21 protein-coding genes are annotated in these 24906 nt (G+C 59.9%); 15 read left to right on the forward strand and 6 right to left on the reverse strand.

The genetic code is table 11. The annotated features are described in order from the left end of the window. Positions 1-66 precede the first annotated feature (66 nt). Both ACGHP5_RS07025 and ACGHP5_RS07030 read left to right on the forward strand, forming a co-directional pair. Entirely contained in the window at positions 67-1098 is a 1032-nt protein-coding gene (locus tag ACGHP5_RS07025; protein ID WP_337771801.1) for a hypothetical protein, read from the forward strand. A 157-nt stretch (positions 1099-1255) separates the two neighbouring features. Continuing rightward, positions 1256-2176, forward strand: coding sequence for an AraC family transcriptional regulator (locus ACGHP5_RS07030; RefSeq protein ID WP_290532515.1), 921 nt, complete (start codon positions 1256-1258; stop codon positions 2174-2176). A 365-nt stretch (positions 2177-2541) separates the two neighbouring features. Here the strand turns inward: ACGHP5_RS07030 and ACGHP5_RS07035 are convergent, their stop codons facing one another. Further along, complete coding sequence (locus ACGHP5_RS07035; protein WP_295904208.1) at positions 2542-2988, reverse strand: hypothetical protein; 447 nt, start codon at positions 2986-2988, stop codon at positions 2542-2544. A 349-nt stretch (positions 2989-3337) separates the two neighbouring features. On the opposite strand from ACGHP5_RS07035, the gene lipA reads away from it, so the two are divergent. From lipA to ACGHP5_RS07055, 4 genes are all read left to right on the forward strand, one after another. Further along, positions 3338-4219 carry a lipoyl synthase gene (gene lipA, locus ACGHP5_RS07040; RefSeq protein WP_290532513.1) on the forward strand — a complete coding sequence of 294 codons (882 nt, stop codon included), beginning with the start codon at positions 3338-3340 and terminating at the stop codon, positions 4217-4219. A gap of 2 nt (positions 4220-4221) precedes the next feature. Further along, positions 4222-4932, forward strand: a complete 711-nt coding sequence (gene lipB, locus ACGHP5_RS07045) for a lipoyl(octanoyl) transferase LipB (protein WP_337771803.1) — start codon at positions 4222-4224, stop codon at positions 4930-4932. Between the two features lie 181 nt (positions 4933-5113). Next, a complete protein-coding gene (gene recJ, locus ACGHP5_RS07050) occupies positions 5114-6880 on the forward strand; it encodes a single-stranded-DNA-specific exonuclease RecJ (RefSeq protein ID WP_290532511.1) in 1767 nt (588 codons plus the stop codon). A gap of 117 nt (positions 6881-6997) precedes the next feature. Beyond that, positions 6998-10153 carry an ATP-binding protein gene (locus tag ACGHP5_RS07055; protein ID WP_390568251.1) on the forward strand — a complete coding sequence of 1052 codons (3156 nt, stop codon included), beginning with the start codon at positions 6998-7000 and terminating at the stop codon, positions 10151-10153. Between the two features lie 35 nt (positions 10154-10188). Here the strand turns inward: ACGHP5_RS07055 and ACGHP5_RS07060 are convergent, their stop codons facing one another. Continuing rightward, positions 10189-10719 carry a nitroreductase family protein gene (locus ACGHP5_RS07060; RefSeq protein ID WP_337755762.1) on the reverse strand — a complete coding sequence of 177 codons (531 nt, stop codon included), beginning with the start codon at positions 10717-10719 and terminating at the stop codon, positions 10189-10191. Between the two features lie 255 nt (positions 10720-10974). On the opposite strand from ACGHP5_RS07060, the gene ACGHP5_RS07065 reads away from it, so the two are divergent. From ACGHP5_RS07065 to folE, 6 genes are read left to right on the forward strand one after another with little or no spacing between them, the layout of a single operon-like run. Next, a complete protein-coding gene (locus tag ACGHP5_RS07065; protein WP_390568252.1) occupies positions 10975-11814 on the forward strand; it encodes an HAD family hydrolase in 840 nt (279 codons plus the stop codon). 2 nt (positions 11815-11816) lie between these two features. After that, on the forward strand, positions 11817-12404 hold the full coding sequence (locus ACGHP5_RS07070) for a hypothetical protein (protein WP_390568253.1): 588 nt from the start codon (positions 11817-11819) through the stop codon (positions 12402-12404). Beyond that, entirely contained in the window at positions 12391-13035 is a 645-nt protein-coding gene (locus tag ACGHP5_RS07075) for an ATP-binding cassette domain-containing protein (protein WP_390568254.1), read from the forward strand. Before ACGHP5_RS07070 ends, ACGHP5_RS07075 begins: the two co-directional genes overlap by 14 nt. Positions 13036-13059: 24 nt before the next feature. Beyond that, positions 13060-13641, forward strand: coding sequence for an RdgB/HAM1 family non-canonical purine NTP pyrophosphatase (rdgB, locus tag ACGHP5_RS07080; RefSeq protein ID WP_390568255.1), 582 nt, complete (start codon positions 13060-13062; stop codon positions 13639-13641). 4 nt (positions 13642-13645) lie between these two features. After that, the gene (locus ACGHP5_RS07085; protein WP_390568256.1) at positions 13646-14623 is read left to right on the forward strand and encodes a Gfo/Idh/MocA family protein; all 978 of its coding nucleotides are present in this window, start codon (positions 13646-13648) and stop codon (positions 14621-14623) included. A 20-nt stretch (positions 14624-14643) separates the two neighbouring features. Next, on the forward strand, positions 14644-15252 hold the full coding sequence (gene folE, locus ACGHP5_RS07090; protein WP_290532503.1) for a GTP cyclohydrolase I FolE: 609 nt from the start codon (positions 14644-14646) through the stop codon (positions 15250-15252). A 63-nt stretch (positions 15253-15315) separates the two neighbouring features. Here the strand turns inward: folE and ACGHP5_RS07095 are convergent, their stop codons facing one another. After that, the gene (locus tag ACGHP5_RS07095) at positions 15316-17640 is read right to left on the reverse strand and encodes a PAS domain-containing protein (protein WP_390568257.1); all 2325 of its coding nucleotides are present in this window, start codon (positions 17638-17640) and stop codon (positions 15316-15318) included. Positions 17641-18072: 432 nt separating this feature from the next. On the opposite strand from ACGHP5_RS07095, the gene ACGHP5_RS07100 reads away from it, so the two are divergent. The 3 genes from ACGHP5_RS07100 to ACGHP5_RS07110 all read left to right on the forward strand — a co-directional run bounded on the left by ACGHP5_RS07100 (position 18073) and on the right by ACGHP5_RS07110 (position 20403). After that, the gene (locus ACGHP5_RS07100) at positions 18073-18714 is read left to right on the forward strand and encodes a DUF4136 domain-containing protein (protein ID WP_290532501.1); all 642 of its coding nucleotides are present in this window, start codon (positions 18073-18075) and stop codon (positions 18712-18714) included. 26 nt (positions 18715-18740) lie between these two features. Next, on the forward strand, positions 18741-19367 hold the full coding sequence (locus ACGHP5_RS07105; protein ID WP_290532500.1) for an outer membrane beta-barrel protein: 627 nt from the start codon (positions 18741-18743) through the stop codon (positions 19365-19367). Between the two features lie 262 nt (positions 19368-19629). Continuing rightward, on the forward strand, positions 19630-20403 hold the full coding sequence (locus tag ACGHP5_RS07110; protein ID WP_337755767.1) for a class I SAM-dependent methyltransferase: 774 nt from the start codon (positions 19630-19632) through the stop codon (positions 20401-20403). 70 nt (positions 20404-20473) lie between these two features. On the opposite strand, the gene ACGHP5_RS07115 is transcribed toward ACGHP5_RS07110, so the two are convergent. The 3 genes from ACGHP5_RS07115 to ACGHP5_RS07125 form a co-directional block, all read right to left on the reverse strand. Next, a complete protein-coding gene (locus ACGHP5_RS07115) occupies positions 20474-21328 on the reverse strand; it encodes an aldo/keto reductase (RefSeq protein WP_390568258.1) in 855 nt (284 codons plus the stop codon). A gap of 80 nt (positions 21329-21408) precedes the next feature. After that, positions 21409-24285 carry a DNA polymerase I gene (polA, locus tag ACGHP5_RS07120; RefSeq protein WP_337657716.1) on the reverse strand — a complete coding sequence of 959 codons (2877 nt, stop codon included), beginning with the start codon at positions 24283-24285 and terminating at the stop codon, positions 21409-21411. 88 nt (positions 24286-24373) lie between these two features. Continuing rightward, entirely contained in the window at positions 24374-24811 is a 438-nt protein-coding gene (locus ACGHP5_RS07125; RefSeq protein WP_290533719.1) for a 6-carboxytetrahydropterin synthase, read from the reverse strand. Positions 24812-24906: the final 95 nt, after the last annotated feature.

The following is a 24906-nucleotide window of genomic DNA, read 5'->3' on the forward strand; positions in this document are numbered from 1 at the left end:
GTACTACAAAGTTACGGATTATTCCGGCTTTTTTCGCTAATTTTGCCCGGAGAAAAAGCCCCCGACATGAAATTCGACATCGCACGGCAGCCGCTCGTTCCGGCCTTTCTGACCCTCGCCGCACTCGCCGTCGTCGCGATGTGGAACGCAGGCGGTACTGCCGCGGACACGGCGGCGCTGGCCGGCCATGCCTCGGAAACAGTCGGCACGGGGCGGAATGCCGCCGGCGCACTTGCGGTCTCTTCGCCCGGGGAGCTGCTGGCGCAGTTCCAGGAGGCGCATCCCGTCTGGGCGCGCTGGATCGCCGGACTGCTGATGCTCTTTACGGGCATGTCCGTCGGACGCCTCACCGTACGCTACAACCTCTACTCCGTCGGAACCTGCCTCGCCATCCCGCTTTACGGGGCGATCGCCTGCGGCCTCGCTGTCGGCGGCGACTATCTGACGGCCTTCGCCGCATCGGCCCTGCTGGCCCTCGCCACGAAGAATTTTTGCCGTTCATACTGCAACGGATTCGGCTTCGACGCCATCTTCCGCGCCTCGCTTTACATCGGGCTGCTGCCGCTCGTCGCCACGGCCGCAGCGCCGCTCCTGGTTCTGCTGCCGTTGGCCGTCATGCTTTTCCGGCGCACACTGCGCGAAGTCACCGTCGCGGTCGCGGGCCTGCTGCTGCCCGTCCTCACGCTCTGCTACGTCAACTGGGGCGCCGGAGGCGGATTCCTCGCTCCGGTTGCGGAGCTGGGAAGCGCATTCGTCGCCGGAATGCCCCTGTCGCTGTTCCTTTCGACGCCCGTACAGAGCCTCGTCCTGCTGGGAGCCGTCTTCATCCTCGACCTGATGGCTCTGCTGTTCTTCCTCTCGGACATCCACGCCCTCGGAACCAAACCGCGCCTCATATTCATATTTAATATAAGTGTGCTCCTGCTGACCGCCGCCGTGCTGTGCGGTCCCGCCGCCACGCCGAGGACCGTCGCCCTCGCGGCAGTACCCTCGGCCGTCCTGCTGCCCTTCATGTTCGTACGGATTCACCGTGCAATCGCCCTTCCCCTCTACCTCCTATTGCTCGCCGCTGCCGTCATCAGTACAGTTTTACAATAATCTATTTAGCTCAAATCATAGCATAAACAGTCCTATTTGCTGTTTTATGCCCAAATATGCTATTATTTATGGTAGATTGAAAAGTTTTAATTGTATATTTGAGAACGAACAAGAGTGACGCAATACTTTGTTCAGAAAAACTTAAATTACAATTACTATGAAGAATTCAATGAATTCGTCGGTTCAACAACCGATGATTGTGAAGTATGTCGAGTCGCTTCACAACGGTATCCAGTCGCAGGCCCTTTCGCGTTACGCAATCGGTTACATCCTCCGCGGAACGAAGTACATCTACGACGGCGATAAGCGTCAGACACTTTCGCGCGGCGATGTTTTCTATCTGGGCATCGGACACCACTACATTGAGAACTTCCCCGAAGGCGGACAGCCGTTCGAGCAGGTGCTCTTTTATTACACGCCCGACGACCTGCAACGCATCCTGATGCACCTGAACATCACCTACGGACTGAACATTTCAAACGAACATTCGTGCGAAAACTGCCGCAACCGTTCGCATGTCACCATGCCCGCATGGAACTCGCTGCGAAACTTTTTCATCAACACCAACAACTACCTGCGCGACGAGGATTTCCGCCACGACGAGACGGCCGAGAACATCAAGATGACCGAGTTGATCTACCTGATCGCCTCGCACGAAGATTGCTGCATCAAAAGCAAGCTGTTGAGCAACGTCGACGCCGCGAAGGAGAATTTCGAACAGATCGTCTACGACCACATCTTCAAGGACATTTCGATCGAAGAGCTTTCGAAACTCACCAACCGTTCGCTCACCTCGTTCAAGAAAGAGTTCCGCCGCCATTTCCAGATGCCTCCCCACAAGTGGTACATCCGTCAGCGGCTGATGCATTCGCGCCTGCTGTTGATCTCGACCTCGAAATCCATCTCCGAAATCGGCAACGAATGCACGTTCCCCAACACGTCGCATTTCATCAAACTCTTCAAGAAGGAGTATCAGATGACGCCCGCCACCTACCGGCACAAGCACCTCACGTCGCTGGTCCCGGAACCCGCACTCAACGAAGCGGCAGAGGCTACGGAAATGCGCGAGGCACTTTAATCAAAAACTTATAAACACGCGGGTATTTTAAAAATTTTAATTATAATCTATAAACAAAATTGCGTTAGGTTTTAGAAAAATGTTACAAAACATTTGGAGTTTCATAAATTTCAATTACCTTTGTGTAACAAACGTGGGATTCTCCCACTCTCATTAACCTAACTAACCTAACCAGAGAGGTCCGATACCGGCAGGTGTCCGACCTCTTTTCTTTTGCGGTCGGACGCAGAGCCGGACCATTTAGCGGTAAGGCTCCGCGTCCGCGCCCGAAAACCCGCCCTTCGTACGAGCGGGGACAAAACCGGAGCGTCAGCGGCAAGACACCGCATCCACGTCCGAACAGCCGCCTTTCGGGCCGAAACACGCTAAAACCCTGCTTTCAGCAGGGGATATTCCTCCCGGAACAGCGGGTCATCCGTCACCAGGGCGCGCAGCCGTGCATCGTCAGCACAACAGGCCACCGCCGCTTCGACCATCCGCAGAAAGCGGAGCCGCAGGAACCGGCAGGGGAGCATCTCGGTCCCGTAATCGTAATAGTCGCCGTTGAAGCAGGCGAGCGCCGCGTCCTTGTAAGCCCGCACGGCCGACGGGCGCGATCCGACGCGGAGAAAGAAATCGCCGAGGCGCTCCCACTCCACGCTTTCGGCAAAGGCACGCCGGTCGGCAGAGCATTTCAGCCCCTCCGCCCGACGGACGGCCCGGAGGTGTTCCTCCTCCACGGCTTTGCGCAGGTCCGCATCCAACAACAGTTCGTTTCCCCGCAGACGGGCTGCAAGGCGGTAATTCGCCTTGCCGGTTTGCATTGTTTTCATAAAAGCACATTTTGAAATTAGACAAACGCCGGAGTCTGCCGAAGCGAGTCAAAGAACGCAACAGGGCGTAATATCCCCGTCGATGCGGTCTTCGACAGACTGCCGATTTTCAAATGTGCGAATGATATGCAGGTAAAAGAATCACATAATTTCCGGATAAACGGCCCGGACCATGCCGGAAATAACCGTTGCGGGGACAAATATAAGGCAAATTTCGGCTTCCTCCAAAAAAATCCGCATCCCCCTCCGACGCACCCAGATCCGGCATCGGAACAATAATTAGCATTTTCACGGGGTTTTTCAATTATTTTTTCTTATTTTTGCATCAATTGGAAAATAATGAACTTAAATGCCGAAGTTTTATGACAAGGTAGATGTACTGAAAAAACCCGGATGGCTGAAAATCCGACTCCACCGCACTCCCGAATGGGGCGAAGTGCGGCAGATCGTCGAAAAGCACAATCTGCACACGATTTGCAGCAGCGGCAGGTGTCCCAACCAGGCCGAATGCTGGAGCCGGAGAACAGCGACATTCATGATTCTGGGAGACATCTGCACCCGAGGCTGCCGCTTCTGCGCAACCAAAACGGGACATCCCCTTGCCCCCGACGCCGAGGAACCCCGGCAGGTGGCCGAAAGCGTCGCACTGATGAAACTGCGGTATGTCGTCGTAACTTCCGTGACGCGCGACGACCTCCCCGACGGCGGAGCCGCCCATTGGGCGGCAACCGTGGAGGCCATCCGCACACAGAATCCCGACGCCGTAATTGAGCTCCTTATTCCCGATTTGGACGCACGGCCCGACCTGTTGGAGGTGATCGTTGCGTCGAAGCCCGACATCGTCGGGCACAACATCGAAACCGTCGAGCGACTGACTCCCGTGGTGCGCTCCAGGGCAAAGTACCGTACGAGCCTGGAGACTCTGCGCTGCCTGAACGGGCAGGGCGTCGTGACGAAAAGCGGACTGATGGTCGGACTTGGCGAGAGCGATGATGAAGTTTTGCAGACCTTGCACGACCTGCGCGACGCAGGCGTGCGGATTGTGACACTCGGTCAGTACCTTCGGCCCACTCTGGAGCACTACCCCGTTGCGGCGTACATCACTCCCGAAAAATTCGAATGGTACAGACTCCGGGCGCTGGAAATGGGTTTCAGCTACTGTGCGAGCGCACCGCTGGTCCGGTCGTCGTACATGGCTGAAGAAGCCCTGCGAAGCGTAAAAAGTTTGTAGCGATGAAAGCCTCCTGCCAGGACCTCGGACGCATGGACTACAAAGCCTGCTGGGACTTGCAGCAGGAGTTGTTCGACGCCAGGGTAGCCCGAAAGCGCACCGGTTCGATTCCTGTCCCGGGCACCGACGGCGATCCGGACGATGCGGGCACGGTCCTGCTGGTGGAACATCCGCCGGTCTACACGCTGGGCAAGAGCGGGCATGCTGAAAACCTGCTCGTCAATCAGGAAGCGCTCGAAGCGATGGGCGCGCAGTTCTTTCACATAGACCGCGGCGGCGACATCACTTTCCACGGCCCCGGGCAGCTGGTATGCTATCCGATCCTCGACCTCGAACGGCTTGGCATCGGCTTGCGGGAGTACATCGAAGCGCTGGAGGAAGCCGTGATCCGCACGGTCGCGGAATACGGCATCGCGGCGGGACGCATCGCCGGGGCTTCGGGAGTCTGGATCGACCCCGGAAAAGCACGTCCGCGCAAGATCTGCGCAATAGGCGTCCGTTCGTCGCGTTATGTTACCATGCACGGGTTCGCGCTGAACGTGACGACCGACCTTCAGTGGTTCTCGCGCATCAACCCCTGCGGATTCACCGACCGGGGCGTCACGTCGATCGCCGCCGAAACGGGATTGCAGCCGCCGATGCAGGAGGTGAAGCAGACGGTTATCAAGATATTGGGCACGGTGCTGCAATGCGAAATCGCGGAGGCTCCCTGAATTGCGCAGCCGGGAAAAGACCATGCGAAGCGCAGGCCATCTCCCTCCCCGAGGGATGGTAGGAGAGGGATCGGCACCTGCAAACACGGCCACAGGCCGCGGAAACGGCGATAAAAAGCGCCGGAACGAGAGGCACCTTAAAAAGGATTTTAAATGTTAAAATATATAAATAACAATTCGTATGCCTATAGAAAAACGCTGGGTAGTGAAGCCACAGGGCGACCCCGCGACGGCAGCTATGCTGGCTGCCGCTCTGCGGATTTCGCCCGTGCTGGCCAATCTGCTCGTACAGAGAGGCATAGACACCGTAGAAAAGGCGGAGAAGTTCTTTAAACCGAGCCTCGCCGACCTGCACGATCCGTTCCTGATGAAGGACATGGAGAAGGCGGTCGAGCGGGTCGAACGGGCCGTTGCGAACAATGAGAAGATCATGGTTTACGGCGACTACGACGTGGACGGCTGTACGGCTGTCGCGCTGGTTTACAAGTTTCTGCGCCAGATCGGGCACAAAAACCTGATGTTCTACATCCCCGACCGTTATACCGAAGGATACGGTATTTCGATCAAAGGTATCGACCTCGCCGCCCGCAAGGGCGTGGGGCTTATCATCGCCCTGGACTGCGGCATCAAAGCCACGGAAAAGGTTGTCTATGCGAAGACGAAAGGCGTGGATTTCATCATCTGCGACCACCACCTCCCGGCCGAGGAGATTCCCAAGGCCGTAGCCGTTCTGGACCCCAAGCGGGTCGACTGCTCCTACCCGTTCGACGAACTGTCGGGCTGCGGCGTGGGATTCAAACTCGTGCAGGCCTATGCGCAGAAAAACCGCATGCCCTTCGAGCAGATCCTGCCCCTGCTGGACCTGCTGGTCGTGTCGATCGCCTCGGACATCGTGCCGCTGGTGGGCGAGAACCGCATTCTGGCCTATTTCGGCCTGAAGAACCTCAACCGCGAACCGTCGAAAGGGCTGCTGTCGATCATCAAGATCTGCGGGCTGGACAAACACAACATCACCATCGACGACATCGTCTTCAAGATCGGGCCGCGCATCAACGCCGCCGGCCGGATGCGGATGGACGAGAACGACGAAAACGCCTCGCCTTCGGGCGGGCACGCCGCCGTGGAGCTGCTGATCGAGGGCAACGAGTCGATCGCCGAGGAGTTCGGCAGCGTAATCGACGCCTACAACCAGGACCGCAAGTCGATCGACCGTTCCGTCACGCAGGAAGCGCACGACTACATCGAGGGCAATCCCGAAATGAAAGCCCTCAAGAGCACCGTGATCTACAACCCCCGCTGGATGAAAGGCATCGTGGGCATCGTCGCTTCGCGTCTCATAGAGACCTACTACCGCCCGACGGTGGTGCTGACGATGAGCAACGGCTTCGTGACCGGATCGGCGCGCTCGGTTCCGGGATTCGACCTTTACCAGGCCGTCGAGTCGTGCTCGGACCTGTTGGAAAACTTCGGCGGACACATGTACGCCGCGGGGCTGACGATGCGCCCGGAGAACGTCGACGAATTCACGCGGCGGTTCAACGCCTACGTAGAGGAGAACATCGACCCGCAGATGCTCGTCCCGCAGGTGGACATCGACAGCGAACTGCTCTTCTCGGACATCACGCCGGCCTTCCGCAAGGACCTCAACCGCTTCCAGCCCTTCGGGCCGGGCAACACGGCACCGGTCTTCGCAACCTGCGGCGTGAGCAACCACGGCGACGCCAAACTCGTGGGCGTGGAGTGCGAGCACCTGCGCATGGACCTGATGCAGCGGCAGAAACCCAACACCAAAATCCAGGCAATCGCCTTCCAGCAGCCCACGCATTACGAATGGGTGCGCTCGGGACGCCCGATCGACGTCTGCTACCAGATCGTCGAGAACCACTACCGGGGAACTGTGACCACCCAGCTCCGGATCAAGGACATCAAACCTGTTCTGAACAGGTAGTTTCATACTTCCGAAGAGAGGCTCGGAGCACAACTCCGGGCCTCTCTTTTCAATTTACAAGCGTCACTGTATTTTAGCGTCACAGCCGGTCCGGTCCGGCTCCTCCATTCCAAGCAAATGAATTTTTTGAAGAAACCGTTCAGCATTTCCCTCCAGGCCCTGGCGGGAGTCCTGGTTTTCAGCTGCCTGCTGGCACACCCCTTCTCCGAAGCCACGAGCAGCCCCCCGGGCGACAAGCGCGACTACATGCTGGTCCTGAACACCTACACCGAATCGGCACCCTGGAGCCGCAACATCATCAACAACATCGTCACGCACATCGACCAGGTGGACAATTTCGAGGTCTACATCGAGAACATGAACTCGCTGCTGATGACGATCAAAAACCATAAAATCGGCGAGATCGAGTCCTTCAAAAATAACCTGCTGCGGGAATACGGCAAGAATCCGCCCCGGATGCTGGTGCTGCTGGGCTCCCCGATCGCCGTGCTGCGCGACTTCGTGAAACAGACCTGGCCCGGCGTGCCGCTGATCCTCTGTTCGGAAACAGACTATATAGGACCCGAAAAAGCCTTCCTCAAACGCCGTGCGCTGCGCCCCGAAGAGCGGCAGCCGCTGTGCGACAAAGCCGTGTCCGACAACATCACCCTCATCCGCACGCCGCTCTACCTGCGCGAGAACGTCGAACTGATGCGCCGGATGATTCCGGGCATGGATTCGCTGGTCTTCGTCGGCGACGGCCGCTATATCAACCAGCAGGCCGACAGCGACCTGCGCGAACTGCTGGACCGCGAATTCCCGCAGATCAACTACCGGTTCTATTCGGCGGACAAAATGTCGACCGAAACGCTGCTGGATTCGCTCAACCGCATCGACATCCGCCGCACGGGCATACTCTTCTCGTCGTGGCATTACACCAAAAAAATCGGCAACAACACCGTTACCGTCACCGATTCCTACCGCGTCATCGCCAGCGTGCAGGCCCCGATGTTCGCGCTGATGCCCGCAGACATCCGCGACGGCGGATTGATCGGAGGCTATGTGTACGACGACACCGAGGTGAACGCGCACATCATTTCGACCATCGACGCCGTCCTGGCCGGCCACCAACCGCGCGACATTCCGTTCTACGTCCCGCAGGACGCCCGCCCGGTCTTCAACTACGCGGCTCTCGAACGCAAGGACCTCTCGCCGCACACCTGCCCGGCCAACACACTGTTCTACAACAAACCGGCATCGGCGCTCGAACAATACAAATGGGCGATCGGCGGCATCGTGCTACTGCTGCTGGCCTTCATCGTCATCCAGCAGTGGCGCATCCGCATGATGCACAACGTGGAGGCGGCCCGCCGGCGCGAATCGGAGAGCCTGGCCCGCTATTCGAACCTGTTCAACGCCATGCCGATCATCTATATACAGATGAAAGTCGTTTACGACGAAACCCATACGCCCGCGGATACGGTTTACTGCGACGTGAACTCCCGCTACGAACGCACGTTCCTTCCCCGCGAGCGGGTGATCGGACGGCTCGGCAGCGAACTGTTCCCCCATTCGATGTCCGATTTCATGGAACTGATAAACATTGCCCTGACCGAAAACCGGACCATCACCTATCCGTTTTACTACGAGGCCCGCGACGTCTTCTACGAAGTGATCATCAGCCGTTCGCACTTCGAAGGGCATATCGACATCTTCTGCCTCGACGGCACGGCACTCTACAAAACGCAGCAGAAACTCGATTCGATCAACCACAAACTCTCGATGGCGCTCGACGTGGCGAACATCGTGCCGTGGAAATGGGACCTGCAGGAGGGTACGATCCTGTGCGACATCAACAAGTCGGTGCGCAGCCAGCAGGCCCTCGCCAACGCCGAGGCCGATGCACAGCTGTCCGTTCCCGAAGCGTGCTATTTCGCGAAAATCCACAAGGAGGACCGCGAGCGGGTGCGCCGCGCCTACGACGACCTGATCGCCGGACGGAAGGACAAAGTGCGCGAGGAGTACCGCGTAGCCTCCGACGCCGGGGGACACTGGCATCTGGACTGGGTGGAGGCACAGGCCACCGTGGACCAGCGCGACGACGAGGGACACCCGCTGAACCTCGTCGGGTCGTCGCTCATCATCACCCCGCGCAAGCAGCTGGAGCAGGACCTCCGCTCGGCACGCGACCGCGCCGAGGAGTCGAACCGCCTCAAATCGGCCTTTCTGGCCAACATGAGCCACGAAATCCGCACGCCGCTCAACGCCATCGTCGGGTTCTCGGGAATCCTCGCCGAGACCGACGAGGAGCAGGAGAAGCGGGAATACATTTCGATCATCGAGAACAACAACGCCCTGCTCCTGCAGCTGATCGGCGACATCCTCGACCTTTCGAAGATCGAGGCCGGAACCCTGGAATTCAACTTCTCGGACTTCGAGCTGAACGAACTGATGCGCGAAAAGGAGAACATCATCCGCATGAAAACCGCCGAAGGCGTCGAACTGATCTTCGAACCGGGGCTTGGCGAATGCCTGTTCCACTCCGACCGCAACCGACTTTCGCAACTGATGATCAACCTGCTGACCAACGCCGCGAAATTCACCTGCAAAGGGTCGATCCGCTTCGGCTACCGGGCGGAAGGCAGCCGGCTCTATTTCTACGTCACCGACACGGGCTGCGGCATCCCGCCCGAAGGGCAGCGGCAGGTTTTCGAACGGTTCGTCAAACTCAACTCCTTCAAGCAGGGCACGGGACTCGGGCTTCCGATCTGCAAAAGCATCGTCGAACATCTCGGCGGAGAGATCGGCGTGGAGTCGGAAGAGGGGCGCGGCACGACCTTCTGGTTCACGCTTCCCTACATCGCGGGCAAACCCTGCGAAACCCCGTGCGGGGAGGTTCCGACGGTCTCGGTCGAAAAGGACAAACTGACGATCCTCATTGCCGAGGACAACGACAGCAACTACCGTCTTTTCGAAACGATCCTGCGCCGCGACTACCGCCTGCTGCACGCCTGGAACGGAGAGCAGGCCGTCGAACTGTGCCGCAAGGAGCATCCTCACGTAATCCTCATGGACATCAACATGCCCGTGATGAACGGTTACGAAGCGGCGGCGGAAATCCGAAAATTCGCGGCGGATATTCCGATTGTCGCAGTCACGGCCTACGCTTACGCCTCCGACGAGCAGAAGATCATGCAGAACGGATTCACGGGCTACATGCCCAAGCCGATCAACGCCCCGCAGCTCAAAAAACAGATTCTCGACATCCTGCGGAAACGCATCACGCTGATATAAAACGAAAAGGACACCCTGTCGGGTGTCCTTTTCCGTTATTCGAGCCGGAAAATCCGCGCCTCGTCGTCGGCCGGCGGCAGCGGGGCGGGGGAGAAGTCGGAATAGCCCAGGGCAATGGCGCAGAGGGGTTCGCAGCCGGCAGGGACGGGCAGGAAAGACCGGAGGTACTCGGCCGCCGTCTCACCGTCGGGAACGTCCTTGCGGCGGGGCCGTCCGTTAACGTGCACCCAGCACGAAGCCAGCCCTTCGTCGACGCAGGCCAGCTGGAGCACCGTGGCCGAAATTGCGGCGTTCTCACGCCACAGGTCGCTCGCCGAGGTGTCGCCCAGCACCAGGACCGCCAGCGGCGCGCCCTTCAGAAACGCCGACCCGTAATCTCGCATTTCGGCCATGCGGGCCACCAGCGCGGGGTCGTCGACCACCAAAAAACGCGTCGTGCGCGTATTGCGTGCCGAAGGGGCCGAAAGGGCCTCGTGAAGGATGCGGTCCACCGTCGAGCGGGGAACTTCGCGGTCGGTGAATTTACGGACCGAACGGCGTTTTGCAATCAATTCCTTGAACTCCATAATCAGTTGTTTTTACGTACGTTATTGCCGGAAACAAGCCCCCGGGACAGACAGACTGCACCCCGGACCGGCACGAAAGCGACCGGCATCGGGGCCGGTTTGCGCTGTTTTTGCAAAAATACGAAAAAAAAGCTATCTTTGGTGTCGGGGTCGCAACGACCCTGTTACCTGTCGGAAGGTTTTACCGAACCGTGCATCATCCGGTTTTGCAGCCGTCTGATTTTTAGCAGTTTTAGAACCAAAACATTGAAAACGATGGAATTCAGATTCACCATAGCCCTGATCTACGACTTCGACGGAACGCTGGCTCCGGGCAACATGCAGGAGTACGACTTCATTCCGGCCGTCGGCAAGAGCAACAAGGAGTTCTGGACCGAGGCCAACACGCTCGCCGAGGAGCAGGACGCCGACATGGTCCTGACGTACATGGCGCGGATGATCCAGGAGGCCAAATCGAAGGGGCTGTCGCTGCGCCGCGAGGCGTTTCAGGATTCGGGACGCCGCGTGACGCTCTTCGCAGGAGTCAAAGAGTGGTTTTCGCGCATCAACGCTTACGGCGCCGAGCGAAGCATCCGCATTTTGCACTACATCAACTCGTCGGGGCTGAAAGAGATCATCGAGGGAACGGAGATCGCCCACGAATTCCGCAAGATCTACGCCTGCTCGTTCCTCTACGACGTGGACGGCATCGCCTACTGGCCCGCCGTGGCGGTCAACTACACCAACAAGACGCAGTTCATCTTCAAGATCAACAAGGGCGTCGAATCGGTCTTCGACTCGAAGCTGGTCAACCGCTACATCCCCGAGAACGAGCGCCCCGTGCCGTTCAAGCACATGATCTACGTGGGCGACGGAACCACCGACATCCCCTGCATGCGGCTGGTGAAGAACTCCGGCGGACACTCGATCGCCGTCTACAACCCCGATCAGAAGGGCGCACGCAAGGAAATGGCCTCGCTGATCCACGACAATCGCGTGAGCCACGTCTGCCCGGCAGACTACTCCCCGGGGTCGGAAATGGACGTGCTCGTGAAGACCATCATCGACAAGATCGACCTCGACGACCGGCTCGAAAAACTGGAGGTCGTCCGATAATCATGTCAACCGAAAAACAGAGCCGCATTTATTCCGGGCGGCTGTTGAGCGTCGGTCTGCTCGGCGGATCGCCCGAGTGGACCGCTGCCCTGCGGCGACACCCAGCCGCGGTCGTTGCCGCGGCTGTCGTGCTGGCTGCCTGCGCCTGCATTCCTTATGCCGGATTCCCGGCGCTCTGCCTCGCCGCGGTGGCCTGCGGGGCGTTCTACGCCGCGAATGAACCCCTGCAACTCCTGCTGCTGCCCGAGACAGGGGCCGCGCGGCTACTCGCACGGAAGACCTTCACAGCCTGGCGCAACTATTTCCTGCTGGCGGCGCCGTTCGCCCTGCTGACGGTTTCAGCGCACCCCCGTTCGGCCTGGATGGCCGCGGCATGGGTCCCGTTCGCAGCGCTGGCGCTGTTCTACTTCGTTGCGGCGAAATACGCCCGCTACGAACCCGACCGGACGCCCCGCCTGCCGCTGGCCGCGAAACTGGGCACGGCGGGATTCCTCGTTCCGCCGCTGCTGCCGCTGACCCTCTGCCTGACGGTGAGCTACGCCTTCAGGGCTGAACGCAATCTAAACCGCTACCTCCATGATTACGATTGACGCACTCCGGGTCCGCGACGGAGAGCAGACGCCGCTCGACGGCGTGACGATGCTCCTCACGGCCAATGCCGTCCACGGCATCGCAGGCGAGGGTCGAAGCGTCCTGCTCCAGGCCGTATACGGACTTCTGACGCCCGAATCGGGCCGCATCTCGGCAGGCGGACGCCCCTTGCGGCGGCGCGACATGGCCTATCTGGAGGCGGAGCCACACTTCTGGCCGGGGCTGACCGCCCGGGACTGCATCGACCTCGTACGCCGCTGCAACCCCGCATCGGACCCCGCACCGCTGCTCAAGCGCCTGCCCGTGCCGCCCGACGCCGAGGCGTCGGGGATGTCTCCGGCCGAGCGGAAACGCCTGGCGCTGGTCCTGCTGCTGATGCGGCACAAACAGGTCCTGCTGCTCGACGAACCGTTCCGGGGACTCGACGTCGAAAGCCTCTTTGCCGTACAGCGGCTGATCCTGCAACTCGGCACGGAGGGCCGGACGCTGCTCGTCGCAGCGGATTCGCTCACGCCGCTCGACGGAATCTGCGACGACCTCTACGTGCTCGGCGGCGGATGCGTCCGGGGGCGTTACGAACATTATGAATTCCAACGCGCGGCCCGGGAGACGGGTTTCGCGGGAAAATAGTACCTTTGCACAAAACAGCAACCGATGAAAATTCTTTTCGCCACCAACAACGCCCACAAGCTCACGGAAGTGCAGGCCGTGCTGGGCGACGCCTATACGCTCGTGACGCCCCGCGACTGCGGCGTCACGGAGGAGATCCCCGAAGAGCAGGAGACGCTCGAAGGAAACGCCTCGCAGAAGGCACACTACCTGCACGACCGCACGGGGCTGGACTGCTTCGCCGACGACACGGGACTCGAAGTCGAAGCGCTCGGCGGCACCCCGGGCGTACATTCGGCCCGTTACGCCACCGACGGCCACGACTTCGCGGCCAACAACCGTCTGCTGCTCCGGAACCTCGAAGGAGCCGAAAACCGCCGCGCACGGTTCCGGACGGTCATTTCGCTGCTTCTCGGCGGCGAGGAGCACCTGTTCGAAGGCGTCGTCGAAGGGCGGATCATCGACCGCGAGACCGGACACGAGGGATTCGGCTACGACCCGCTGTTCGTGCCCGACGGCTACGCGAAAACCTTCGCCGAGATGACCACCGAAGAGAAAAACGCCGTTTCGCACCGCGCCCGCGCCGTACGCAAGCTGGCCGAATTCCTCCATTCGATTGAAAAATAGCCGTATGAAAACCGTCAACTGGGGAATCGTCGGCTGCGGCGACGTCTGCGAGCGCAAGAGCGGCCCGCCGATGTACAAGACCGCACACTCGGCACTCGTGGCCGTCATGCGCCGCGACGCGGAGAAGGCAGCCGACTTCGCGCGGCGCCACAACGTCGCGAAAAGCTACACCGACGCCGCGGCGCTGATCGCCGATCCGGAGGTGGACATCGTCTACATAGCGACGCCTCCCGGCACACACCGCGAGCTGACGATCCAGGCCCTCGAAGCCGGAAAACCCGTCTATGTGGAGAAGCCGATGGCAATGACCGGAGCCGAGTGCCGGGCGATGAACGACGCGGCCGCGAAAGCCGGACAGAAACTCTTCGTGGCCTACTACCGCCGGGCGCTGCCCTATTTTCTCAAAGTGAAGGAACTGCTCGACGGAGGGTCCGTCGGGAAGCCGTTGACGGCGGAAGTCCGCCTGTTCCGTCCGGAAAGTCCCGGAGACCGCGATGCGGCGAACCTCCCGTGGCGGCTGCGCCGGGAGGTCGGAGGCGAGGGTTATTTCTGCGACCTCGCGCCGCACACGCTCGACATTCTCGATTTCCTGCTCGGGGAGATCGCCGACGCCCGAGGCTGCAAGACCAACCTCGGCGGGTTCTACGATGTGGCCGATACGGTCACGGCGGCGTTCCGTTTCCGCTCGGGCGTCGCGGGGACCGGAACGTGGTGCTTCGTCGCCCCGCCCCAGACCGCCGAGGATTCGGTCACCATCACGGGCCGCAAGGGCATCGTCCGGTTCAGCACCTTCGCATTCAGCCCCATCGAACTGACGACAGCCGGCGGCACGGAGCGTTTCCGGATCGACCCGCCGGAGCACATCCAGGGTCCGCTGATCGAAACGATCGTCGCCGAACTGCGCGGCGAGGGGCGTTGTCCCTCGACGGGAGCCTCGGCCGCAAGAACATCCCGGGTCATGGACCGGATCATATCCGAATAAAATCGTTATCTTTGCACCCTATGGAGCTGAAAAATTACGACAAGGAGGAACGGTTCGACCCGGCGACCGTCGAGGCGCTGAAGGGCCATTACATCGAGATTCTGCGCCTGCTGGGCGAAGACCCCGCACGCGAAGGGCTGCTGAAAACCCCCGAACGCGTGGCCAAGGCCATGTCGTTCCTGACCAAAGGATACGACGAAAATCCGCTGGAAATCATCCGCTCGGCGACTTTCCGCGAAGAATACAAACAGATGGTGCTGGTGAAGGACATCGAACTTTACTCGATGTGCGAACACCACATGCTGCCGTTCTACGGCAAGGCCCACGTGGCCTATATCCCCAACGGACACATTACGGGACTCTCGAAGATCGCGCGCGTGGTGGAGTGCTTCGCCCGCCGCCTGCAGGTGCAGGAACGGCTGACGGTGCAGATCCGCGACTGCATCCAGGAGGCGCTCAATCCGATGGGCGTGGCCGTGGTGATCGAGGCCAGCCACATGTGCATGCAGATGCGCGGCATCGAAAAGCAACAGTCCGCGACCACGACGTCGGCATTCACGGGCATCTTCCTCTCGGACCACCGCACCCGCGAGGAGTTCATGACCCTGATTTCGCACCGCTACCGGTAAACCGGAAGCCGCACGAAAAGTCCGCACCCCTTTCGGGCGGACTTTTTCGTTTCCCGGCGGCCGTCACCTCCTCTTGAGGTCCACCAGCACGCTGTTCAGCGCCTTGTTGAGCGAATACTGCGACAGGGGTTTGATCAGAAATTCGTTACATCCGGCCTCCTTCGCCAGCCCCACGTCGTTGACATAGGAATAAGCCGACATGGCGACAATGGGAACGCCGGGCGACAAGGCCCGGATACGGCGCGTCGCTTCGAGACCGTCCATCACCGGCAGGCGCAGGTCCATCAGTACGGCATCGGGCCGCACGCGGCCGAACAGTTCCACCACCTCGGTTCCCGTAACGGCGCGCACCAGCTTGAAACTCCGGTTCAGCACCGCTTCGATCAACCGGAAACTCCGGTCGGAATCCTCGCCGACGAGCAGCGTCCAGCGGGTCGCGGCGCCGGATTCGCCCGAAGACGCACCGGCGGCGCCCTCCGACGGAAGGTCACGGTGCTCCACCGGAATCGAAAAGCGGAACCGCGTTCCCCGGCCCTCCTCCGAATCGACACTGATTTCGCCGTCCATCCGTTCGACGATCATCTTCGAAATAGCCAGTCCGAGACCCGTTCCCGACGCGAAGTCGTTGAGCTTGACGAAGCGGTCGAAAATCGCACGGGCCTTCTCGGGCGGAATGCCCATGCCCGTATCCTGCACGTAGAATTCCACCCGGTCGCCGCAAACGTCGAACCCGAAGCGGATCGACCCCTTCTCGGTGAACTTCGCCGCATTGTTCAGCAGATTGGTGATGACCTGCGCCAGACGGTTCTGGTCGCAGACGATCCGCACATCGTCGTATTTCTCCTCGAAAACCAGCTCCACGCCTGGCTTCACGCGCGTCTTGTGGACCTCGTACTCCGAACGGCACAGTTCGTTGAGGTTCATCGGCCGGAAGCGGAATTCGAGTGTCCCGGCCTCGATCTTCGAAAGGTCGAGGATGTCGTTGATCAGTTGCAGCAGCAACTCGGAATTGGTGTCGATAATCTCAGCGAACTGCTCCTTCTCCTCCTCGGTTTCGGCCGATCCGATCAGTTTGGCAAAACCCACGATGGCGTTGAGCGGCGTACGGATTTCGTGGCTCATGTTGGCCAGGAACGCCGACTTGAGCTTGTCGGACTCCTCGGCCCGGATGCGCGCCTCGACGATCTCCAGTTCGGCGTTTTTCAGATCCGTGATGTCCCACGACACGCCGATGATCAGCGGCAGGCGGTTTTCGACCGGAACCAGCGACTTGGAGGTGTTGACGATGCGCGTCTCGCCCGACGTGTTGACATACTCCTCGATGAAGGACACGTGCTCGCCCGTGCGCAGCAGCTCCAGGTCGTCGCGGCGGAAATGTTCGGCATCCTTCGGGCTGGGGAAAATCTCCGCGTCGGTGTGCCCGATCGCCTTCTCGACCGGAATGCCCGAATACTCGGCGAACGCCCGGTTCCAATAGAGATAGCGGAAGTCGTTGCCGGGATCCTTGACGAAAAGGTAGACCGGAATGTTGTTGAGGATGCTGTCGAGGATCGAATTCATCTCCTTGACCTTGTTTTCGTGCTCGATGCGCAGCGTGGCGTCGCGCCCGAAGAACCAGACGATCTCGCGCTCCTTGAAATGGTCGTAGATGATGTAGGCCACGACGTCCCACGCCGCGATGCGGCCCCCTTCGTCCTTGAAACGAATCGTGTACTTGTGCGACCCCCCGTCGCGGCGGATCTTCCGCAGGCGGTCTTCCCACTGCCGCTTCGTGCCCTTGAACGACCAGAATTCATAGACCTTGTGGGAGGACAGTTCGCCGGTGATGTTGTGGCGCAGGCGGTACTGTTCGTTGGCGTACTCCATCGTGCCGTCGAGGTCGCAGGCGTAAATCTCCTCGTCGACGTTGTTCAGCGCGTATTTGACCATCTCCAGCTCGTGCTTGGCCGCCTCGGCGTCGGTGATGTCGCGGCAGATGCAGAGGGCGTGCTCGCCGTCGAGCGGAAAAATACGGTTCTCGTAGTTGCGCGTCCGGCCGTCGAGCGTGATGTCGTGGTGCGAAGAGGAACCGCACCCCGTGGCGAAGACGTTTTCGAGGTTGTTGCGCACGTTGCGGTAGGCCTCGGAGGAGAGCATCTCCCGGATATTCTGCCCGGCGATCTCGCCGCTCGGAACGCCGACATGGTTGGTCTCCTCGGCGGAAACAAGCTCCACGAGCTGCCCCTGCCGGTCGAGGACGGTCAGCATGTCGGGTATGGAATCGAGTATTTTGCAGGCATAGCGTTCCCGAAAGCGCCCGGCACTCCCGTCCGCCGGTCCGAGCTGCCGCTCAAGTTCCTCGATCCGGCGGATCAGCTCCTCGCGGGAACAGTCGTCATATCGGCTCATATTCATTCAATTATTGCAGTAGGTCCTTAACAAAGGTAGCACAATTTGCAAAAAAAGCGATCCCGGAACGTAAAATCATTCGCGGCCGGTCCGGAATCCGCCGGAAAAACCGAAAAGACAGTATTTTTATGCTGCAAACAACTATGAAAAATCCCGACGTGGCCCGCTGCAAGATCGCCAAGGGCGAAGACGAAATCACCGAAGCATTCCGCGCCGGACGCGGACCGATCTGCACCAGCGACGGCCAGTCGTTCTTCTGACCGACAAAAAGCCCCTGTTCAACCGGGACTTCCTGCGGGGAGTTCCGGTTTTTTTGCGCCCCGAAAACGGTTCATTTATACACGTTTCGGGCAACGAGCCGGGAAACGCCCGCGCGGGGAACGAAATTTGGAACGACACACAGGACAGCAAACCAAAAAAATTTCAAACATCATGAACGTCAAAAAAATCCGTTACATTGCACTCGCACTCGTCGTAGCTGCGTTCTGCTCGTGCCAGAAAGAACCCTCGACGTCGGATCTCCACAGGGATTATCTGGTCTACACCGCCCACGATACCGGCACCGACTTCGCCGCGATCGACACCTACTACGTTCCCGACAGCATCCTGGTCATCGGGAACAGCGACAAAACCGAATACTGGAAAGACGCCGACGCCATGGCGATCATCGGCACGGTGGTCGGCAAACTGGACGATGCGGGATACACGCGCACCGAAGACAAGGATGCCGCCAGCGTGGGCATCCAGCTCAGCTACGTCCGCAAAGTGACCTACTTCGTGGGCTACGACTATCCCTACTGGTGGTGGTACTATCCCTACTACTGGGCTCCCGGTTACTGGGGCGACTGGGTAGGCTGGCACTATCCTTACAGCGTTTACTACGGGTACACGGCCGGTTCGCTGCTGATGGAAATGCTCGACCTCCAGGCCGACCAGGAGAGCGGCAAGAAACTGCCTATCGTATGGGACAGCTTCATCGGCGGCCTGCTGACCTCCGATGCAGAACTCAACCAGCAGCGCACGATCGCCGCCGTCGAGCAGGCGTTCGAACAGTCGCCTTACCTGGCCAAATAGTTTAACAGCAAAAAAATCGTCCGATTATGAAAACATCGAAATACCTCAAAACCATCGCTTTCTGCGCCTTCATGCTCGCCGCGGCCTTGCCGGGCAAAGCGCAGGTATTCCCCAACACCTACATCAACATCGACTGGCAGGTGGGCGTGCCCCTGGGCGCCGATTTCGCCGACAAGGCCTCGGGCTGGGGCATGAACTTCGAAGGCGGATACTTCGTCACGCCGGCCATCACCGTCGGTCCGTTCATCTCCTACCAGACCAACCTCCAGAGCATTTCGCGCCAGACGCTCGACCTGGGCAACGGATCGGCGCTGACGACCAACCAGAAACACGCGCTGTTCCAGCTGCCGTTCGGCGTCACGGGACGCTACAACTGGCTTACCGACAGTGTTTTTCAACCCTATGCAGGTCTGAAGCTGGGTGCCAACTACGCCGAAATGTCGTCGTACTACTACATCATCAAGCAGTACACCGACACCTGGGGATTCTATCTCTCGCCTGAAATCGGCGTATCGATCTTCCCGAGGCCCGACTACCGGCTGGGCTTCCACGTAGCGCTTTATTACAGCTACTCGACCAACAGCGGCGACGTGCTGACTTATTCGATGGACAACATCAACAATTTCGGTATCCGCGTCGGTATTTCCTTCTGACGCCCATTGGGTGACGCCTCACCGGAACGCCGGACCCGTTGCAGGGTTCGGCGTTTTCATGCACCCGGATTTGGCGGTTCCGGTTTAAAAAACTATCTTGCGGGACCAAAACCAGTGGATGTTTAAAAAGGATACGGCATCGTAGGAATCCATGCCTTGAAATGGATTCCGTTTTCTCCGCACACCCGGGCAAGTCTGTCCGGCAGATTTTTCGTATATCCTATTCCGACCATCCGACAGAATGGCCAAAACATCCAAAACCATGAACAAAGAAAACAAAGAACCGATCTTCGAATTCGATTTATCCTTCATAGCCAGCTTTTTCCGCAGCATCGACCGGCAAGGCCCCGGTGGCGACGAACAAACCCTTCGGGCACTGGAATTCCTCCCCGAAACCGGTCCGGACCTGCGCATTGCCGACATCGGCTGCGGCACGGGCCATCAGACCGAAGTGCTGGCCCGCCACCTCGGCGGCACGATCACGGCCGTGGACCTGCTGCCCGAGATGATCGAAGGCCTGGAGGTCCGCATGCGGCGCGCCGGGCTGAACGACCGGGTCACAGGCCTCGTAGGGTCGATGGACGACCTTCCCTTCCGGGACGGGGAGTTCGACCTCATCTGGGCCGAAGGGTCGATCTACAACATCGGTTTCGGACGGGGCCTCGCCGAATGGAGGCGGTTCCTCAAACCCGGCGGCGTAATCGCCGTCACGGAATGCTCGTGGCTCTCGGGCGCACGGCTCCCGGAATCGAAATTCATCCGGGAGAATTTCCCCGACATCGACACCCCTTCGGCCAAGGTACACATCCTGGAAGAGGCCGGGTACGCTCCGCTGGCACATTTCGCACTCCCGCCGCATTGCTGGACGGAGAACTATTTCGCACTGACGGCCGCCCGCCTCCCTGCCTTCCTCGAAGAGCAGGGACACAGCCCGGTCGCCGTACGGTTCGCGGAACTGATGCACGAGGAAGCAGCGCATTACCGGCAATACGGATCGTATTACGGATACGTCTTCTACATCGGCCGGAAACGGTAGCGCCTCCCCATTACACGAAAGGCCCGATTTCGCAGAAAATCGGGCCTCTTTTTTCGGTTCCGGAAGAAGGTCACTCCCGCGAAAGGGCGTCGATGCGCGCCAGCTCGTCGTCGGAAAAAGCGGCGTTTTCCAACGCCCGCAGGTTGTCTTCGATCTGGGCCGCGGAGCTGGCCCCGACGATCACCGACGTGACGCGCTTATCGCGCAGGAGCCATGCCAGCGCCATTTCAGCCAGCGTCTGGCCGCGCTGCCGGGCGATGTCGTTCAAGGTGCGGAGCCGTTCCAGCATCGCGTCAGTCAGCACCTCGCGCTGCAACGAACGACCCTCGGCCATGCGCGAATCCTGCGGAACGCCGTCGAGGTAACGACCCGTCAGCAGGCCCTGTGCCAGCGGCGAAAAGGCTACGAAGCCCGAACCCGACGCGGCGGAAAGCGACAGCACGCCCGATGTTTCGGGTTTGCGGTCGAAGAGGTTGTATCTGTCCTGGAACAGCAGGCACGGAACGTCGCGTTCGGCGAGGTAGCGGAAGGCGAAACGCGCCGCTTCGAGCGGGTAGCGCGACAACCCGACGTAGAGCGCCTTGCCCCGGCGGACGATGTCGACCAACGCCTGAAGGGTCTCCTCAAGGGGCGTCTCGGGGTCGTGACGGTGGGAATAGAAGACGTCGACGTAGTCGAGTTTCATGCGGCGCAGGCTCTGGTCGAGGCTCGCCGTGAGGTATTTGCGCGATCCCCAGTTGCCGTAGGGCCCCGGCCACATGTCGTAACCCGCCTTGGTCGCGATGAACATTTCGTCGCGGTAGAGGCGGAACGACCGTTCCATCAGGCGGCCGAAATTCTCCTCGGCCGTGCCGTACTCCGGACCGTAGTTGTTCGCAAGATCGAAATGGGTGATTCGATCATGGCTGTAAAATTGAACGTTCAAAAGTCTCCCTTCTCGAAGGGAGATTCAAAGGTCTTCTCGAAATAGATGCGTAAAGCGCATTGATTGCGGCTTTTCCACAATCAATGCGCTTCCAGCCAGTTACCGCCGACACCGGCGTCGGCGATCAGCCGGACCTTGAGCTGCGCGGCGGACTCCATGCATTCGGTGACGATCGCCGTGACACGCTCCTGCTCCGAGCGGAGCATGTCGACGACCAATTCGTCATGTACTTGCAGAATCACCCGCGAGCGGATGCCTTCGGCGGCAAAACGCCGGTGGACATTGATCATGGCGATCTTCATGATGTCGGCCGCGGAACCCTGGATCGGGGCGTTCACGGCATTGCGCTCGGCAAGGCCGCGGGCGATGGCGTTGTGCGACAAAATGTCGTTGAGGTAGCGGCGGCGGCCGAAAATCGTAGACACGAAACCCTCCTCCTTGGCCTTCTCGACCACGTTGTCCATATACTTCTTGACCCCGGGATAGGAGGCGAAATAGCCGTCGATGATCTCCTTGGCCTCCTTGCGCGGGATTTCGAGCCGCTGGCTCAGCCCGAAAGCCGAAATGCCGTAGATGATGCCGAAATTCGCCGTCTTGGCCCGGCGGCGCTCCTCGGAGGTGACCTCTGCGAGCGATTTGTTGAACAGTTTGGCGGCCGTGGCCGAGTGGATGTCCTCGCCGTGCTCGAAGGCTGCGATCAGCGATTCGTCGCCCGAGAGGTGGGCCATCAGCCGCAATTCGACCTGGCTGTAATCGGCCGAGAGCAACAGGTGGTCGTCGTCCGAGGGGATGAACGCCTTGCGGATGCGACGGCCCATGTCGTCGCGGACGGGGATGTTCTGCAAGTTGGGATTCGTCGACGAAAGGCGTCCCGTGGCCGTCACGGCCTGGTTGAACGAGGTGTGGATGCGTCCCGTGGTGCGGTTGACCAGCTGGGGAAGCGCCTCGACATAGGTCGAAAGCAGTTTCTTCACGCCCCGGTATTCGAGAATCAGGTCCACGATGCGGTGCTTGCGGGCGAACGACTGAAGGTAGTCTTCGTCGGTGCAGAACTGTTTGGTTTTGGTCATCTTGGGCTTCTCGGCAATGCGCATTTTCCCGAAAAGCACCTCGCCCAGCTGGCGCGCGGAGTTGATGTTCAGATTCGGTTCGCCCGCCTCGGTGCGGATCGCCGCCTCCAGTTCCGCGAGTTTGCGGTTCAGCTCGACGGCATAGACGGCCAGCGCTTCGGAGTCGATCCTCACGCCTGCCATCTCGATGTCGGCCAGCACGGCGATCATCGGCTCCTCGATCTCGAAATAGAGGTGCTGGAGGCCGATCTGCTCGACCATGGGGTAGAGCACCTGCTTGAGTTGCAGCGTGACGTCGGCATCCTCGGCTGCGTACTCCTTGACTCGCTCGACGTTCACGAGGTCCATCGTCAGCTGCTTGACGCCTTTGCCGATGAGCGATTCGATCTCGATAGGCTTGTAATTGAGGTATTTCTCCGCAAGGGCGTTCATGTTATGGCGCGACTCGGGATCGAGCAGGTAGTGGAGAATCATCGTGTCGTACATGCGGCCCCGGATCGTGATGCCCAGCCGTCGCAGCACCATCAGGTCGAACTTGATGTTCTGCCCGATCTTGGCGATCTTTTCATCCCCGAACAGCGGCCGCACGATGTCGGCGTATTCGGGGGTGTTCTCCTCCCTGAAAGGCACGTACCACGCCTTGAACGGCTCCACGGCAAGCGACAGGCCGACGATGCGGTCGTTGAAGATGTCGAAACCCGTGGTCTCGGTGTCGAAGCAGAATTCGGGGTATTTCCCGACCGCGGCGACCACCTCGCGCAACTGCGCGGCATTCTCCACGAGGATGTATTCGTGGGGCGTCGTCTGGGCCGTGCGGAACTGCATCGCCTCGGCTTCGGCCTGCAGTTCGGCCACGGGAACCTCCTGCGCCGCAGGCAGCGGCACGACAGGGTCTCCGAACAGGTTGCCCTGACCCATCAGCGCAGCCTTTTTCGCCGCGGCCGACTTGGCGCGGGCCATCTCCGCCAGCTGGGTCTGCGCCTCCTGGCGCGGCCCTTCGGGAAGCGGCTCGGCAGGCGCGAGGTTCGTCAGGTCGTTCATGAAAGCCTTGAAATCCAATTCGGCGAAGATCCCGCGCAGGGCGTCGATATGCGGATCGCAAACCGTGAGGTCCTCCTCGCGGAAGGGGATCGGCACGTCGAGGCAGATGGTCGTCAGGCGCTTGGCCAGCCGCAGGTTGTCGGCCCATCCGGCGATCTTCTCGCCCTGCTTCCCGGGAATTTTGGCGACGTTTTCCAGGATGTTTTCCACCGTTCCCCACTCCCGGACCAGTTTGCAGGCGCTCTTCTCGCCGATACCCGGGACGCCGGGAATGTTGTCCGAGGCATCGCCCCACAGCGCGAGGATGTCGCGCACCAGCTGCGGGTCGTCGATGCCGTACTTCTCGCGGATGGCCTCGCGGTCGACGATCTCGATGCTCCCCTCGGCGCCCCGCTGCTTGTAGATGCGGCAGTTGTCGCGCACCAGCTGGCCGTAATCCTTGTCTGGCGTCACCATATAGACGTCGTAACCGGCTTCGACACCCTTCTGCGAAAGGGTCCCGATCACGTCGTCGGCCTCGTAACCCGCCACTTCGAGGATCGGAATGCACATCGCTTCGAGCACCCGTTTCACGTAGGGTACCGAGAGCAGGATGTCCTCGGGGGTTTCGGAACGGTTGGCCTTGTATTCCGGAAAGATGTCGCGGCGGAAACTGCCGCCCTTGGGGTCGAAGGCCACGCCCAACAGGTCGGGTCTTTCGCGCTTTTGAATGTCGCGCAGAAACTTTACGAAGCCGAACACCACGGAGGTGTTCATCCCCGCGCGGTTGCGCATCGGACGGCCCAAAAAGGCATAGTAATACTTGAAAATCAACGCGTAGGCGTCGACCAGAAAGAGTTTTTTCATATTAGATAAGTTGCGTCAATTAGAGTCACCTTTTCCCCGCTGCGCCCATTTTCACAAACCTGCCGCACCCGGAATCCCCTCTTGTTTCTTACATATTGTCCTCGGCAAACCACTCGGCGAACGAAGTCGCGGTCTCGTGCAGACGCAGCGAGTGGAGCGCGACGCCTTCGGGAAGGCGCGCGGCGATGCGGGCGGCGAAATCGCCGAGCATGTTCTCGCACGTCGGCTGGTAACTGACCGTAACCACGTTGCCGAAGCGTTCGGTGAGCACGCGGAAGAGTTCCGCCCCGGATTCCGAGGCGCGCAGCACCAGCGCATGGTCGAAACGCGAGACGATCTCCTCGCCGACGATCCGTTTCAGCACGCCGAAATCCAGCACCATGCCGCATTTCGGATCGGCCGCATTTTCGGTCGGAGTGCCCTTAACCGTTACAAACAGACGGTAGGAGTGCCCGTGGATTTCGCGGCACGGACCGTCGTATCCGTCGAGCGCGTGGGCCGCCTCGAACGAAAATTCTTTAGTCAATCTGATAACTGCCATATTGCAAAGATAGTGCAAGCCGAGCGCAAAAGCAAGTTTACTTGCATTTTGCCGAGGCGCAGCCTATCTAAGGCAAAGCC

This window comes from Alistipes sp. i18-0019-D1, from assembly GCF_042852885.1.
In the GTDB taxonomy this organism is placed as follows: domain Bacteria; phylum Bacteroidota; class Bacteroidia; order Bacteroidales; family Rikenellaceae; genus Alistipes.

Coding starts and splice junctions, on each gene's coding strand:
- ACGHP5_RS07025 (WP_337771801.1), top strand. CDS start 67: ATGAAATTCGACATCGCACGGCAGCCGCTCGTTCCGGCCTTTCTGACC.
- ACGHP5_RS07030 (WP_290532515.1), top strand. CDS start 1,256: ATGAAGAATTCAATGAATTCGTCGGTTCAACAACCGATGATTGTGAAG.
- ACGHP5_RS07035 (WP_295904208.1), bottom strand. CDS start 2,988: ATGAAAACAATGCAAACCGGCAAGGCGAATTACCGCCTTGCAGCCCGT.
- lipA (WP_290532513.1), top strand. CDS start 3,338: ATGCCGAAGTTTTATGACAAGGTAGATGTACTGAAAAAACCCGGATGG.
- lipB (WP_337771803.1), top strand. CDS start 4,222: ATGAAAGCCTCCTGCCAGGACCTCGGACGCATGGACTACAAAGCCTGC.
- recJ (WP_290532511.1), top strand. CDS start 5,114: ATGCCTATAGAAAAACGCTGGGTAGTGAAGCCACAGGGCGACCCCGCG.
- ACGHP5_RS07055 (WP_390568251.1), top strand. CDS start 6,998: ATGAATTTTTTGAAGAAACCGTTCAGCATTTCCCTCCAGGCCCTGGCG.
- ACGHP5_RS07060 (WP_337755762.1), bottom strand. CDS start 10,719: ATGGAGTTCAAGGAATTGATTGCAAAACGCCGTTCGGTCCGTAAATTC.
- ACGHP5_RS07065 (WP_390568252.1), top strand. CDS start 10,975: ATGGAATTCAGATTCACCATAGCCCTGATCTACGACTTCGACGGAACG.
- ACGHP5_RS07070 (WP_390568253.1), top strand. CDS start 11,817: ATGTCAACCGAAAAACAGAGCCGCATTTATTCCGGGCGGCTGTTGAGC.
- ACGHP5_RS07075 (WP_390568254.1), top strand. CDS start 12,391: ATGATTACGATTGACGCACTCCGGGTCCGCGACGGAGAGCAGACGCCG.
- rdgB (WP_390568255.1), top strand. CDS start 13,060: ATGAAAATTCTTTTCGCCACCAACAACGCCCACAAGCTCACGGAAGTG.
- ACGHP5_RS07085 (WP_390568256.1), top strand. CDS start 13,646: ATGAAAACCGTCAACTGGGGAATCGTCGGCTGCGGCGACGTCTGCGAG.
- folE (WP_290532503.1), top strand. CDS start 14,644: ATGGAGCTGAAAAATTACGACAAGGAGGAACGGTTCGACCCGGCGACC.
- ACGHP5_RS07095 (WP_390568257.1), bottom strand. CDS start 17,640: ATGAGCCGATATGACGACTGTTCCCGCGAGGAGCTGATCCGCCGGATC.
- ACGHP5_RS07100 (WP_290532501.1), top strand. CDS start 18,073: ATGAACGTCAAAAAAATCCGTTACATTGCACTCGCACTCGTCGTAGCT.
- ACGHP5_RS07105 (WP_290532500.1), top strand. CDS start 18,741: ATGAAAACATCGAAATACCTCAAAACCATCGCTTTCTGCGCCTTCATG.
- ACGHP5_RS07110 (WP_337755767.1), top strand. CDS start 19,630: ATGAACAAAGAAAACAAAGAACCGATCTTCGAATTCGATTTATCCTTC.
- polA (WP_337657716.1), bottom strand. CDS start 24,285: ATGAAAAAACTCTTTCTGGTCGACGCCTACGCGTTGATTTTCAAGTAT.